14 protein-coding genes and 2 tRNA genes are annotated in these 14950 nt (G+C 46.2%); 4 read left to right on the forward strand and 12 right to left on the reverse strand.

The window, feature by feature from the left end:
* Positions 1-76: 76 nt before the first annotated feature.
* From ACO0KW_RS20085 to argS, 5 genes are all read right to left on the reverse strand, one after another.
* Positions 77-862, reverse strand: coding sequence for a helical backbone metal receptor (locus ACO0KW_RS20085; RefSeq protein WP_423055163.1), 786 nt, complete (start codon positions 860-862; stop codon positions 77-79).
* Positions 863-909: 47 nt separating this feature from the next.
* The gene (locus ACO0KW_RS20090; RefSeq protein WP_423055120.1) at positions 910-1737 is read right to left on the reverse strand and encodes an SDR family oxidoreductase; all 828 of its coding nucleotides are present in this window, start codon (positions 1735-1737) and stop codon (positions 910-912) included.
* Positions 1738-1867: 130 nt separating this feature from the next.
* Positions 1868-2584, reverse strand: coding sequence for a thiol:disulfide interchange protein DsbA/DsbL (locus ACO0KW_RS20095; protein WP_423055121.1), 717 nt, complete (start codon positions 2582-2584; stop codon positions 1868-1870).
* Between the two features lie 38 nt (positions 2585-2622).
* Positions 2623-3252, reverse strand: a complete 630-nt coding sequence (locus ACO0KW_RS20100; RefSeq protein WP_423055122.1) for an SPOR domain-containing protein — start codon at positions 3250-3252, stop codon at positions 2623-2625.
* A 45-nt stretch (positions 3253-3297) separates the two neighbouring features.
* Positions 3298-5010, reverse strand: a complete 1713-nt coding sequence (gene argS / locus ACO0KW_RS20105; RefSeq protein ID WP_423055123.1) for an arginine--tRNA ligase — start codon at positions 5008-5010, stop codon at positions 3298-3300.
* Between the two features lie 278 nt (positions 5011-5288).
* Here argS and ACO0KW_RS20110 point away from each other — a divergent pair, with 278 nt between their 5' ends.
* Positions 5289-6197 carry a recombination-associated protein RdgC gene (locus tag ACO0KW_RS20110; RefSeq protein WP_423055124.1) on the forward strand — a complete coding sequence of 303 codons (909 nt, stop codon included), beginning with the start codon at positions 5289-5291 and terminating at the stop codon, positions 6195-6197.
* 226 nt (positions 6198-6423) lie between these two features.
* Here ACO0KW_RS20110 and ACO0KW_RS20115 read toward each other — a convergent pair.
* From ACO0KW_RS20115 to ACO0KW_RS20135, 5 genes are all read right to left on the reverse strand, one after another.
* Positions 6424-6500 (reverse strand) — tRNA-Asp (locus ACO0KW_RS20115).
* A 36-nt stretch (positions 6501-6536) separates the two neighbouring features.
* A tRNA-Val gene (locus ACO0KW_RS20120) sits at positions 6537-6612 on the reverse strand.
* 122 nt (positions 6613-6734) lie between these two features.
* Positions 6735-8786 carry a diguanylate cyclase gene (locus ACO0KW_RS20125; protein ID WP_423055125.1) on the reverse strand — a complete coding sequence of 684 codons (2052 nt, stop codon included), beginning with the start codon at positions 8784-8786 and terminating at the stop codon, positions 6735-6737.
* Positions 8787-8929: 143 nt separating this feature from the next.
* Positions 8930-9796, reverse strand: coding sequence for a hypothetical protein (locus ACO0KW_RS20130; protein WP_423055126.1), 867 nt, complete (start codon positions 9794-9796; stop codon positions 8930-8932).
* Positions 9797-9932: 136 nt separating this feature from the next.
* Positions 9933-10337 carry a GtrA family protein gene (locus ACO0KW_RS20135; protein WP_423055127.1) on the reverse strand — a complete coding sequence of 135 codons (405 nt, stop codon included), beginning with the start codon at positions 10335-10337 and terminating at the stop codon, positions 9933-9935.
* Between the two features lie 148 nt (positions 10338-10485).
* Between ACO0KW_RS20135 and ACO0KW_RS20140 the strand changes: the two genes are divergently transcribed.
* The gene (locus ACO0KW_RS20140; RefSeq protein ID WP_423055128.1) at positions 10486-10698 is read left to right on the forward strand and encodes a SlyX family protein; all 213 of its coding nucleotides are present in this window, start codon (positions 10486-10488) and stop codon (positions 10696-10698) included.
* Between the two features lie 31 nt (positions 10699-10729).
* On the opposite strand, the gene ACO0KW_RS20145 is transcribed toward ACO0KW_RS20140, so the two are convergent.
* Together ACO0KW_RS20145 and ACO0KW_RS20150 are read right to left on the reverse strand one after the other, a co-directional pair.
* Entirely contained in the window at positions 10730-11794 is a 1065-nt protein-coding gene (locus ACO0KW_RS20145) for a hypothetical protein (RefSeq protein ID WP_423055164.1), read from the reverse strand.
* 172 nt (positions 11795-11966) lie between these two features.
* Positions 11967-12557, reverse strand: a complete 591-nt coding sequence (locus ACO0KW_RS20150; RefSeq protein WP_423055129.1) for a Spy/CpxP family protein refolding chaperone — start codon at positions 12555-12557, stop codon at positions 11967-11969.
* Between the two features lie 299 nt (positions 12558-12856).
* Here ACO0KW_RS20150 and ACO0KW_RS20155 point away from each other — a divergent pair, with 299 nt between their 5' ends.
* Complete coding sequence (locus ACO0KW_RS20155; RefSeq protein ID WP_423055130.1) at positions 12857-13579, forward strand: response regulator; 723 nt, start codon at positions 12857-12859, stop codon at positions 13577-13579.
* Between the two features lie 3 nt (positions 13580-13582).
* On the forward strand, positions 13583-14935 hold the full coding sequence (locus ACO0KW_RS20160; RefSeq protein ID WP_423055131.1) for an ATP-binding protein: 1353 nt from the start codon (positions 13583-13585) through the stop codon (positions 14933-14935).
* Positions 14936-14950: the final 15 nt, after the last annotated feature.

A 14950-nucleotide genomic window follows, 5' to 3' on the forward strand; every position in this document is an offset into this window, starting at 1 on the left:
AGACCGCAGAATTTTGCGGTCTTTTTTTATATCTGAATCTGAACCAAAGTCTGAACCAGAATCGCACTGAGAATGCTTACAGCGTCGACAAGTTAGCCAAGTACGACAAACCCGGTATCGAACGACTGCCATACCACGACAACATTTCTCCATCAACCAGCATTACAGGCTTCTGAATTTGCTGCTGTAATTTCACTGCATGTTCCGGCGTAAAGCTATAAGGCTCGGTCGACAATAACACGAGCTCGACATCTTGCAAACTGCGGTCGCTCCAATCAAAACACGGATAGCGCAACGAAGAATCCGACTGCCATTGCTGCCAACCGCGTAACTTCAATAGATTGGCGATATACGTGTCTTGACTGACGGTCATCCAGGGGTCTTTCCAGATGCAATACAAGATTTTTTTGCTGCATACTGGTACCGGAAACAAGTCCAATTGTTGCTGCAATGCCCGACATAAGTCCTCCGAACGTGCTTCAACATTAAAAACACCGCCCAGCAATCGAAATAACTCGAAATTATCCTTCACTTGCAAGGGATGTGTGACGATGACGTGAGGGACAAATTGCGCGAGTTCTTCCACCGTGGGCTTTTCATTTTCATCGATATTCACAAGCAAATGTGTCGGCGCTAAGCGACGAATCTTATCGATATTCACATCCTTAGTCCCGCCAATTTTGGGGATGTTTTTTACGACTTCTCGTGGGTGTATGCAAAAGCCTGTGCGCCCGACTACTTGATCTTGCAAACCCAAATCACACAGTAACTCGGTAATCGAAGGCACTAGACTAACGATGCGCGAAGTTTCATTTTTTGGCACGACTTGATGTTCGGTGCCACAAGCATCTCGCAATGACATTTTCTGCACTGAAGTTGAGTACGAACGCATTGCTTGTTTTGGCAAACTCATGATTTACCTATATCGATATTTTTGGCGTGCTCAGGGAGACGCGATTTACGTGGGGCATTCGCAAATACTAAGTCATAGACAAAATTCGGCAAGGTGCGCAAGACTTTCGCCACCACACCCATTTGCCATGGGATCACACGATAACTGACACCCGTCTGTATGCTATGAATTGCACGCTTAGCGAACTCCGCTGCAGGGAGCAAAAAAGGCATCGCATACGTATTAATTTGTGTCATTGGGGTATCGATATAACCAGGCGCTATCGTCACCACCTTGATGTCGCTTGCGCGCAATTCGACACGCAAAGACTCGCAATAACTGATAACCGCCGCTTTTGATGCACTATATGCGCTAGCGCCGGGCAAACCACGAATCCCGGCAACACTGGCAATCCCCACCAAACGGCATGGACGCTGCGGTGCATGTGGTTTCATGTGCTCAATAAACGGCGCGAAGGTAGCGACAGTCGCCAGCACGTTTGTATCCATCACACGTCGGAACACGGCCAAATCTTCCGACAACTCTGTCAGCGTACCGACGGATATTCCTGCACTCGCGATCACGGTATCGACCATTCCAACCGCGCCGATAAAGTCTTGGGCTGCCAGTTGCAATGCCGAGTGATCGTTGACGTCAAGTGCATAGATATGATGTGAAGCGGCGTTTGGCAAGCTCGCGCGCAGACTCTCCAAAGCGTCTGATCGCCGCCCTACTAAGCCCAGCAATGCCCCCTGTGCCGCGTATTCTCGCGCCATGGCTTCGCCCAAACCGGAAGAGGCTCCCGTGATAAATACCGTATGTTTGAATTGTTCTGGTGTTGTCATTTGCGCTCCTTATTCATTCAACGCTGAGTACTGAACTGACTATCGCCGATCTATTCGCCCAAGTATCATGTCAGACGAAAAAAAATCCGCCAGTCTGACGGATTTTTCTTAACAAGGCCGAGAACTCAGCTTACTTCTTTTTTACCGGCGCTGCAGGCACGATAGCTGGCGCCGCGCCATTTTTTTCTTTGTACACCTTATCAACCAACCAATCCATCACCACCAAACCAGCATGCGAACCATCGCGCACTTTTGCCTTAGCAAACAAGTCGGCCGGAGACACCATAAAACGACCATCAATCGCTACCGTAGGCACGCCATTAATTTTGTAATCATTCATCAATTGTGCTGCACGATTGACTTTGGACTGAATTGAAAATGAAGCGTAAATATCGGTAAATTTTTTCTTATCTAAACCAACTTTTTCGACGTATTTAAACACTTCAGCATCTGTCGACAAACGGTTGCGGTCAACATGGTAGGCGTTAAAAGTCTTTAACTGATAGTCATCCACTTTACCCATGGCTTCCAAAGTGAAATACAGTTTTTGCTGTGTGACCAACTCGTGAAAATTGACATGCACGCGCTTAACCACAATACGATCACCTTGTTTCTTAATCCAGGCTTCGAAGTAAGGCTCAAAAGCATTACAAGCCGGGCAGAAGAAACCAAAGAACTCAGTGATCTCTACTTTTTTACCAGAATCAGTCGGTTGAGCACGATCCAGCACAGTGTACTCTTGCCCCAAGCGTGGCTCTTGTGCAGTGGCAGACAGCGACACAGTCAGGGAGAGAGAAGCGACAGCGGCTAATAATAAACGATGAAATAAGCGACGAAATAAATGCATGGTTTCCTCTTAAGTTTGCAATTCAAATAATGTACAAGTTACTTGGCTGATCGTACGACTGCGGTCTCTACACTGTTCTCAGACAACTTGGCGCGCATTTTGTTCATTCCATCGAAACTATCAAATGGGCCAACTCGCACTCGGTGCAAAACACCGTTATCACTCGCTTTGTCGCTGACATTTGCTTCTACCCCTATCATCGCCAATTTTGCCCGTGCACTTTCAGCATCTGCCACTTCTTTAAATGCCCCAATTTGCAAGAAATAAATGTACTTGTCGTCAGCGACTTCAGGCTTAGATGCAGCGCTCACAGGTGTTGCTGGCACCGCTGTAGCCGTTGGTACAGCAGCATTCGCGGCCGCACTTAAAGCATCTGCCGGTTTGGCGCTTTCAGCTGCCTTAGTTGCAGCAACTTCTTTCGCAGCCTGACTCACAGCATCCTTATTCCCATACAAAGGTTTATTCGGATCTTGCATCTGTGTCACCGGTATATCCGCTTTATCGCTCTTACCATTCTTGTTAGTGAACGGTGTCGCGGCTTTATTGATCACCAAGGCGACGATCACCGCAATGCTCAAGCCAATCACTAAACCAATGATAATGCCAGTTAAGGTATTGCCTGACTGGCGACCAAATTTACTCGTATTTTTCTTAGTACTGAAACGCATATTTTCCCTAAGTTCTCAGGATGTCATGATGATACAAATCGACTTTTACATTTGATTCGGAGCAGAAACACCGATCAAACTCAAGCCATTACGCAGCACCTGACGGGTTGCCAATATTAACGCTAAACGTGCCAATTTGGTTGGCTCGTCGTCGACTAACACGCGCTCAGCATTGTAGTAGCTATGCAATTCGCCTGCCAGATCACGCAAGTAAAACGCAACTTGATGTGGTCCTAGCTCCTCTAAAGCCTTCTCCAGCATTTCTGGATATTCAGCAAGTTTTTGTAATAAAGATGCTTCACGCGCTGCAGTCAAAGGCGATAAATCGACGTCTTTCAATGCGGCTAAAGCTGCTTCCGATTCAGTGTACTGCGTCAACATACGACAGATACGTGCATGTGCGTAATGCACGTAATACACAGGGTTTTCGTCTGATTTGGCCAAAGCCACGTCGACATCAAACACAAATTCGGTATCTGCTTTACGCGAAATCAGGAAGAAGCGCACCGCATCGCGACCTTTTTGCACATCACCACCGCCCGACCACTCGATCAAATCACGCACCGTCACATAGGAGCCTGCGCGCTTAGAAATTTTCACTTCTTCGCCATCTTTCATCACCGTGACCATCTTATGCAATACGTAATCAGGATAACCTTGCGGGATACCCTGATTGACGGCTTGCAAGCCTGCGCGCACGCGCGCAATCGTACCGTGATGATCGCTACCTTGGACATTAATCGCCTGACTAAATCCGCGTTGCCATTTAACGATGTGATACGCCACATCTGGAACAAAATAAGTATAAGTGCCGTCCGACTTTTTCATCACGCGATCTTTGTCATCGCCATATTCTGTCGTACGCAACCACAAAGCACCATCTTGCTCATACGTCTTGCCAGCATCGATCAAAGCCGCCACCGCTGCTTCGACTTTACCGTCAGAGTACAACGAGGATTCGAGATAATAATTATCAAACTTCACGCCAAAGGCCAATAAATCAATATCTTGTTCATTACGCAGATAGGTCACACTGAATTGACGGATAGAATCCACATCATTGACATCGCCGCTCGCTGTAACAGGCTCGCCATTACTCGCTGAAACTGTCTTTTTGACTAAAAAATCTTGCGCAATCTCGGCGATATATTCACCGTTATACGCAGACTCTGGCCACTCTGCATCGCCGGGTTTAAAACCCTTGGCACGCGCTTGCACCGACAGCGCTAGATTGCCAATCTGCACACCAGCATCGTTGTAATAAAATTCGCGCGTTACTTGATAATTTTGTGCTTCTAACAGTGCAGACAAAGCATCACCGAGTGCACCTTGACGTCCATGGCCGACATGCAAAGGCCCGGTTGGATTTGCAGACACAAACTCGACTACGACCTTCTTACCAATGCCTTTAGTGCCTTTACCGAACTGATCTTGCTGCTGCAAAATAGTTTTTACCACGGCTTGTTTCGCTGTTGCAGTGACGCGCAAATTAATGAATCCTGGCCCGGCCAATTCTGCGCTGGCGATCAAGGGATTATTCTGCGCCAACAAGGCATCGACGATCGCCTGCGCTAATTCGCGCGGATTTTTTTTCAATGGCTTAGCAATTTGCATCGCGATATTGCAAGCGATATCCCCGTGCGAAGGGTCGCGTGGACGTTCCAATGCAATGGTAGGGTTGAGTTCAGTACCAGCAAGTGTCGGCGCGACTGCGCTTTTTATTGCTTCGAGTATGTCTAATTTTTGCTGAGCTAACATGATGTTTGAATAGTATTTTTGCTGCGCGTGAAGATCACGAGGCACGCAAATATTTTAGAGAAAATTAACAGTCATTATAACCTTTGTATGCATCCTAATTTGTCGCAAAGCTAAGCATGCAGAATAAAAACCTCGAGATAAGCGCTGTATCAGCGACTTATGCTTGATGACAAACTGCCATTCTTGTGCAAATCCTCCGTAAATATCTGCGTAGAAGCTTCTACAGCGGGCGTTCGAACGTGTAGAATAAGTCGCTTTTCCTCTTCTCTGGATTGCACATGTGGTTTAAGAATTTACAAGTTTTCCGCCTTCCCGCCCCTTGGAAAGTCGATGTCGAACAATTGAATATGCAATTGGCATCGCAATCCTTTTCCAATACTGGTTCCGGTGACATGCAAAGCGAAGGCTGGGCTTCTCCTCGCAATGACGAGCGCCTGGTTCATAGCGTCAATCAACAATTGCTGCTGTTATTACAAACTGAAAAGAAATTATTGCCGTCCTCGGTAGTGAATCAAGTGACCAAAGCGCGCGCAAAAGAGCTTGAGGAGCAACAAGGTTTTGCCCCTGGTCGCAAAGCGATGAAGGATTTGAAAGAACGCGTCACGGATGAATTACTACCACGCGCTTTTTCTATCACGCGTCAAACTTGGGTCTGGATTGACCCTATCAACGGCTGGCTAGTAATCGATAGCTCCAGCCCAAGCAAAGCCGATGAAGTGATCAAATTGCTGTTGAAGTGCGACAAAATCCCGATGGAAAGTTTGCGCACTAAAGTTTCTCCGCAGACGGCGATGACAGACTGGTTAGCGGGCAATGAAGCGCCTAAGGGCTTTACGATTGATCAAGATACCGAGTTGCGCGCCCACACAGAAGACAAAGCAACCGTTCGCTATGTACGCCACTCCATTGATCCAGACGACGTGCAGCGCCACATCGCTGCAGGCAAACAATGCACGAAACTGGCGATGACGTGGGATGACAAGATTTCCTTTGTCTTATCCGAAAACTTGGCCATCAAGCGCATCAAGCCTTTGGATATTTTGAATGAAGATAAAGATCAGCGTACGTCGGATGAAAATGAACGTTTTGACGCTGACTTCTTGCTGATGGCTTCAGAATTAGCGAAGATGTTAGATGATATCGTGTATTCACTAGGCGGCCAGTTAGCAGATCCTTTGGCTGCATAAAGGAATCCGCTAGAAATATTAGTTTGCAATAAAGAAAATGCCAGCGTCTGCTGGCATTTTCTTTATTGTACTGAGTTATTTCATGCTGATTTATTTTGTCCTAATTTAATTTCTAACGTCAGCTGAATCATGCGATTGGCTGACTGTTAGCTAAAGGACAGTGTAAGTACATTCACTTTTTAGCAGACGAAAAAAAACGCGCCTTAGCGCGTTTTTTCTTACAACTTGGCGGAGCGGACGGGGCTCGAACCCGCGACCCCCGGCGTGACAGGCCGGTATTCTAACCAACTGAACTACCACTCCGTTTTAGAAAGGCATCTGTACTTTACAGTTATTTGATGGTGGGTGCTGAGAGGCTCGAACTCCCGACCTACGCCTTGTAAGGGCGCCGCTCTACCAACTGAGCTAAGCACCCATATACTACTTGCTTAGTTCAAATAACTGCTTTGCTGTGTCATCAGCAACGACAGAAACAAGATTATAGGCACATTTCTGAAATCTGTCTAGGGGGTCTTCACATTTTTCTTAAATTCCTACTTATGATGCCTGAGGGCCCTGAATGATCGCAATTTCAACCATGCCTTGCTTGATTGCCGCAGAGAAGTCTCTTTCCAGCTCTGGTAACGCCTGTTCATACGGCACTAGCAAGCTCAGTAAGCCATAGGCACGATTGCGACCGTTAACCTTACCCATGTATAAGGCCATGTCTGCCAACTGCATTGCCTTTTCCCAATTGCAAGCAGATTCAGGCACTCCTGAAAACGGCAATGAGATATAGCCAGCGCTAACTGTCACGGGAATCACATTATTTCCAACGATAACCGGCGTTGATCCTATCGCTTTCAAAACCCGGTCTACCAAAGGCATTAGTAAGGCCGGCTGCGTCTTCGGCGCAAAAATCAAAAACTCCTCACCACCCCAGCGCAAAGTCATGTCAGTATCTCGCACAGCACTACGCAAACGCTTAGCCACTTCAATCAACACTGTATCCCCTGCTGAATGGCCCCAGGTATCGTTGATGTGTTTGAAATGATCTATATCCATGATCATCAGACAATCAGGACTATCACCATCATTTTCACGTCGTTCGTGCTCAACGTCTTCTGATCTGACTTTCATCAACTCTAAGAACGAACGCCGGTTGTGCAAACCGGTTAATGGGTCGCGTACCGAATGGAATTCCAGCTGTTGATTCACCTCTTCCAATCGTTCATTGGTTTGTTTTACTTTACGATAGAGCATATAAATAAAAATCCCGCCCATAATCGTCAATACCGCGCCCAAAAGAGTGATGATCTGTTGCAGGCGACTATTCTTGATGTCGGCATCTTTGATTTGGTTCTCGCGGGCGAGCAGTTCAATTTGCTTTTTGCGTTGATCCGCATCAAATTGCTCTTGCAAGGCGGCGACTGTTTTTGAACGATCTGCACGAAATAATTCGTTGCTGATCTTTTGCTGCTCTCTGGTGTATTCCAGCGCTTCTTTATACATCTTGGCATGCTCGTACATGCGGCTGATCTCACCAACCGTCGCCTCAACATCGGCTTTATCCCCTTGCTCACGCGAATGTTCGAGCACTGGTATCAAATATTCCATCGCCGGCGCAATTTTCCCCTGCCCGCCAAGTGCAAATCCGATGTTTGCTTTAGCATTAAAAATGGCAAGATCATCTTGAATAAATTCAGCTTTTTTCAGAGCCTGACGCGCGACATTTTCAGCCCGCACAAAATTATGGGTCCGCAAATGTAAATCGGCGATATTGCTCAAAACCAGCGCTTCTAATTTCGGTAAGTTAGCTTCTTGCGCAGCTTTCAATGCGCGTTCATAGGAGACCAATGCTTCTGGATAGCGCTTCAAATCGCCTAGTGCCATCGCCTGATTTTGGCGCAAAGTTGCAATAATCCTTGGTGAATCCACTTCAGCGACTAATGCTAAAGCATCATTCGTGACAATCAAGGTTTGCTCTGGGTTTTGCATAGTCAAATACAAACTGGCGAGCGTCGCTAAGCGTCGGATTTTAGTTAGGGATTTGCGTTGAGTTAATTGATCCGTCAAGCGTAACGCTTCTAGGTGATGGCTCAGCGCTTGTTCAAATTTACTGGCGGCATGATAAACAACACCGTAAGCTATCTCCAGACGCATTAAATTATCTGGTTTACTTGAACCTTTAAGAACTGCAGCTATTTCATCTAGCTTTGCAATAGCCGCATCAAATTTACCGACATCACGTAATTTATAAACCTGATCGATCTGCATCAAGGCGACAGTTTCTCGATCATTATTTGCTTTCGCCAGATCAAGGATCTCAGCTCGACTCTTGTCACTGGCTGGGATATCGCCGGAATCAAAATAAGCCGAAGAAAGCTCCCTCAAAGTGTCGATTTTTAGCTGGTATTCAGTATCGGCATTAAACTGAGAATAAAACTGCTTCAACTGCACCAATGCGGCTTGATTATCTTTTTCAGATAGCAACTGTATAGCCTCAAGACGCGCCATATCCGCCCTGACGTCAGCATGCGCGGCACATGAAATGCCTATCGAACAAGCAAGGACAAGCGAGGGTAATAAATAGATACGCTGGAATGCCATAGGTATGCCTTAAATCAATGAATATTTATGAATTTATTCAGCAAATAAATGAGGATACGGCGCACAAAACAACATGAAAGTTTCTTTATCTTAACATTGTTTTTGGGCAAAGAAAGAATAAAGACTTGCTGCTAAAAACAACATTACTTTGATGATGACGTAGCTTGTGGTGGTAGGTAAATTTTTGACATCGGGACAGCACTTTCCATCACGATTTTCAACGCCAAATCTGGTGCTATCAAGTCTTTACTTGCATACAAAATTTCTTGGATTGCCACACCAAATGCAACTGGCCAGTCAGCTGGATTTTTACAAAAACTTTGCGCTAAGGGAAACAGTTTTGGCCACAAAAAAATCACATAATTTAAAGGCGTCTCTTTGGCTTGATGCGCGCTGCCAATTCTTGGTACACCAAAGTCCGCGCCACCCAAGGTATCTGTCACATGTTTAAAGATTTCGTGCAAGTCGATCAGTTGTTGCAAACCAAGTTTTTGCGTCGCCCCGGAAGCTAATGACCAGATTGAGTAACGACTTTCTGCCAAAGGACGGTTGAGCAAATCCCCAAAGTAGTAGGTGTCACCATTTTGCTTACTATGCACAACGATGAATACCTCTTTTTCGGGGCGAGCTAGTTGCACCACATAGGCTTCTCGAACACTGATTTGGCAGGCATAACCGGCCAGAGCACCAAGTGCACTTAACAGTGACTCCAGATGTATGCCTTTTTCTGTTGACATTGCCAAAAACAATTTAGAGGCGATTTCTTTGCCAGCTTTCTTTATAGGAAGCAAAGAATTTGATGTGGTATCGCCACTGTCATCAGAGATCGACACTTGACGATGAACTGTATTCAAAGCGGCAGGAGCAGATAATTTTTCCGAAGGAAAAACCTTACTCAACATTTTTTTTAACACCAAAACTCCCGCTAACATAAACACAGGCCAAACAAGTTGATTTTCGCTGGAACAAGCTTGCGAGCCAGTTATCCCGGCTTTCGCTGCGATTGCCACTTAATTTTCAATAAAAAATTGCATTAGATTTGCGACTACGATTTTACCTGATAGTAGTACCAGCTCCAATTTGGCAAGCTATTTCCGTTGCATTTATGAGCAACACAAACATGTAGTAGCGGCCAGCAATACAAACTTAAGCGTTGTCCTTAAATGCCCACAGTTTACTACCAGCAAAGTTCCAACATAAAACCAGTCCAGTGGTAAATACCTGTGCATACCAATGCCAGATACCCCATTGATCAACTAACAACTTCATTAAACCCACATTAATGCACCATCCGACAGCCAATACGCTAAAGTATTTGCTGGCAGCTTCTACATGCGATTTCCCACTACCAAAAGTAAGGAAATAGTTGAGGATGTAGTTGACTATTGATCCCAGCAGATAACCAATTGCAGAACCAGTAACAACAGATGATTGTTGCCAGACCGATGCCTGCAGCATAACTGAAGCTTGTATGCTGAGGTATTGCACGGCGGTACCGGATAGGCCGACTGCAGCGAACTGTAAAAATTGACGAAGTGCGAGTTTATTCATTGAACCGGCTCAGTTTAATTAGCGAGAAACATTATACCTTTGGGTGGGCGTACTACGGCTCAAGATAAAAAAGATCGACCTGACCTACCCAAGCTTTGCGGTAAAATGCGACGGTTCGCCAGCTTGGCGACATCAATCAGGAAATGACATGAGTGTAGAAGAACGATTAGTGGATTTTGAAATCCGCTTAAGCAGACAAGATGATTTGGTCGAGACTTTAAACACTCAGGTGTATCGGCAGCAAAAGAAAATTGATGAATTAGAAAAACTATGTCTAGCGCTAGCGACTCGCCTACGTGAAGTTGCCGTCAGCGCGAATCAACGACAAGCCCCGACCGATGAGCGCCCGCCGCATTACTGATCGCCATACCCCGCCCTCGAAAATCCGGGGATCAAACGATCCAAGCACCATCTTGATAGACAACTTGTTCACCCAGACGAACGGATTCGGTCACGGCAAAAACATCCACATGATATTTGCCATCACCACGTTTAAAGTTAGGCTTACCATAAATACCATGTTTCGCACCGAGCGATAAATGTATTCCGCACATGCGTTCATAAGTGCCAATATCACTGACCGTGCGTTCGCGACTAAAACTACGATTCAGACCAAAGCCGAGTTCACGCACCCAAACCACTTGCTCATCCGCTTTAATTTTGGCGATTACTTCATCGAATTCTGGTGTCGAATCCACTACATCGACAACTTGTCCGCGCTCTATGATTAAAGTAATCGGCTGCTCCGGTTTATTCACTGAAAATGATGTATCACCAAAAACAAAAATCCGCACTTTGCCATTGACCGCTTCCAAATCTTTGGCTTCGGTAAATACTTCGCCAATAGGGAATTGTCCGCCCCAATTTTTCATTTCGCTGTAATCGCCGATATTCAATTTTGCGTCTTCGAATGGGCTCGCAAATATCAACTCAGCGCCTCCACTATCAACTACGCCGTAAGGAGCCTGATCTATCAAACGTTTCAATCCGCGTCCGACGCCACGATAATAGTGTTCGTCATAGGCTAAGGCATCAATATAAATCAAAGCTTGTTCGCCCGGCATACGACCTAAATGCGGATGCTCGATGACTTTGAGATCGCGTTTAAATAATTCTACCCGTACCCGGTAAGCGTCCATACGGAAGTTAGTGGTTTGCACCAACACCGCCAAATCTCCCGCCTGTAGAGCATTGAGACACCCCATAATTTGTTCCGGCGTGTGTGTGTCGAAATCAAGCATCTCGGCCTCTGGCAAACACAGACGGTAGGCCGCGGTAAGTGCCATCGATAAATCACACCGCAGGTCATACACCACGACAGCCTTATGTTCTGCACTATGTGAAAAGCAATTTTTGACCACGCTGCCCAGATGTTGAGCGGCTGTAGCGATTGCACTGTCTGGTAAAGCGCGTATAGGGGCTGGCGTTGCTGAGTCTAAGGTGTTGGCGGAATTCATCATGGCGTGGGAACAAAATCTGTTATTAAACAAATTATTTAGTGGTTTATTAGGTGACGTGTTGATTAAGCAAATTGATTAAGCTAATAAGAGGACAAAAGAAAATGGAGACTGGTCACCCTAGCCTCCATTTTATCGGATCGCGCTGCGTCAACAGCAATATATCATTCAATTAGGATTTTTTTGCTCCAGGTGGTGGTGTCAAACCGCCTTCTGGCATACGACTACGCATGCGTTGTTGTCTGTCCTCTTGTAGTCGTTCTTGCAGTCGCTCTTGCGTATGCATTTTCATGGCACCGCGCATGTGTGCGTGGCTATCATCAAAGATCTTTTGTTGTTCAGGCGTCAAAACAGCATAAAAGGTTTTTAACGCATCAAGATGGTGTTGCATGCGTGATAAACGATCTTTCGCGTGTTCTAACATTTTTTCCATTCTGGCTGGCGTTGACATAGCCATCATAGCCTTATGTTCAGCTTGTCTATCTTGCAAAGCCCCAGGATGATGGGGCTGCGTTGCTTCTGTAAATGTTTTCCATGCTGGTTCTTGTTGTGCTGTTAATTTCAATTTGTCATGTAATTGGGCACGGTGTTTTTCCATACCCGCCTGCATTCGCTGCTGCATTTTTTCCATATTCTTACCATGCTCCATTGGTGCTGCTGGTGTTGTGGTTGTCGCGTTGCCAGTCTGCGCATATACACCAGTACTAGCCAACAGACAGGTCGCAGCCAAACCAACGAAGAACTTATTTTTTAAAGATTTCATGATGGTGTTTCCTTCTTTTGTTTAATTAATTGTCGCTAACAATTAGGCGATTTTCAAATATTTAGTGCCCGATAAAATTCACTATGTGCGAAGTACTGTGCACATGAACGACATATTGCGCCCAATTTAAGATACGCAAGTGTCAATCTGTACCAACGGTGTATCACCCTGTAACTGTAGTAAAGAAAATCAGCGCGCATGTTTCAGTTTGTTTCAATTGCGCTGTCTGATAACAAGTCGATACAAATATCCGCCTGTAAACCCGTGCTTTGCACAAGCGCTTGGTCGATAATACGCCCATGGATACGCAAAATACACTCTTAATCGTTGATGATGACCGAGACATTCGCAGCTTGCTGGCGGATTACTTGGAAACGCATGGCTATACCACCCTGACCGCAGGTGACGGTGCAGGTATGTGGACGCTCCTTGAAAAGAATACGGTTGATTTGATTGTGTTAGATCTCAACCTACCAGGTGAAGATGGTCTCACCTTATGTCGCAATCTGCGCTCAAAATCTTCCATGCCAGTGATTATGCTAACGGCGCGTAGCGAACCTTTAGATCGCATTCTCGGCTTGGAAATGGGTGCCGATGATTACTTGCCCAAACCGTTTGAACCCCGCGAATTATTGGCTAGAATCCGTAGCGTGCTACGTCGCACCCAAGCCAACGGTGAAGTGCACGACGGACATAAGCCGCAAAAACTCAGATTCGGCGACTGGATTCTAGATCTGGTGGCTCGTCATCTAATCAGTCCGGACAACCGGGTAATTGCCTTGTCAGGCTCCGAATACAGACTGCTAAACATTTTTCTGGATCAACCAAACACAGTACTCAATCGCGATCAGTTGCTGAACATGACGCAGGGTCGGGATGCGGATCCATTTGATCGCTCGATTGATATTCAAATCAGCCGCTTGCGTCAAAAGCTGGGCGAGGACGCGCGTTCACCGCAAATCATCAAGACTGTACGCAATGGCGGTTACGTGCTGACAGTCAACGTCAATCCTGAAAATTAAATAATGATAAAACGCTTTGACACTATTTCTACGCGCATTTTCTCGGTGCTCTTATTTGGCATTTTGAGTTCAGCCGCACTCACCGGCTGGCTTGCATTTGGGGAACGTCAACACAGTATCAGCAATGAGCGCAACTCCTATCGCGCCGATCGAGCCAAGCATGCAGAACAATTAATTCAAGCAATCGACGCGCTACCAGCAGCCAATCGCGAAGGGCTGCTGAAGGCAATTCATCGCTTCGGTTTAAAAGTGGTATCAGTACCGACCAATGTCCCCCATTATCAGGCCAGCACGCCTTACGGTATCGCGTTAAGCGAACGCTTAAGCAAATCCTTCAAAATTATTCCCCTGCCACCTGCACCTGAAAACTGTTTGATGCGTCCCGATGATCGTGGCCCCGTGGAAGCATGTGAAGCACTGATTTTCGTTCTAAGCGATGGTTCCGGTTTGCATCAAACCATCTTTCCGGCGAGACCACCAACTACTCCGGTACAAACAGAAACTTACTATTATCTGGCGCTTTTTCTAGCCTGTATCGCTGGCCTTGCCTTGTTCGTATCGCGCATGACGATCCGACCACTGCAGCAATTAGCCAAGGCTGCAGCTGATTTAGGACACGATATTAATCGCCCCGCTTTAGCCGAAAGCGGCCCTAAGGAAATACGTCAGGCAGTATCGGCTTTCAATTTTATGCAATTGCGCATTCGTGATCACATACAGCAGAGGACGCAAATGCTGGCGGCCATTACACACGATCTGCAAACGCCGCTCACACGTTTACGTCTGCGTTTGGAAAAAGTACGAGATCCTGAGCTTCACGACAAACTCGTAGGTGATTTATCGAACATGCAGTTGATGGTGAAGGAAGGTCTGGATTTGGCGCGCAGTATGGACAGCAACGAAAGCCTGCAGGCGCTCGATATCGATTCTTTACTCGATAGCATTTGCGTAGACGCAAGTGACGCCGGACATGATGTTGCACTGATCGATAAATCCAAAATCACCGTAATGGCACGCCCGCAGGCATTGCGTCGTTGCTTAAATAATTTACTGGATAATGCGATTAAATATGGACATCGCGCTCGCATACATTTGATCCAAAGTACAGAAGCAAAACAGAAATGGCTACACATTTGCGTGCGCGACGGCGGTAATGGGATACCCCCAGACCAACAAGAGCGGGTATTTGAACCCTTCTACCGGATAGAAAGTTCACGTTCACGCGAAACAGGTGGCACAGGTTTGGGCCTTACCATCGCGCTGAACATCGCACGTCAACATAATGGAAAGTTAAGCCTGACGAATTTACCTGAAGGCGGTATGGAAGTACGCCTGAGTTTACCAGTAAAGAATTAAAATACCTCAGCTGGT

Origin of the sequence: Undibacterium sp. Ji22W (assembly GCF_049340305.1) — a bacterium.
In the GTDB taxonomy this organism is placed as follows: Bacteria; Pseudomonadota; Gammaproteobacteria; order Burkholderiales; family Burkholderiaceae_D; genus Undibacterium.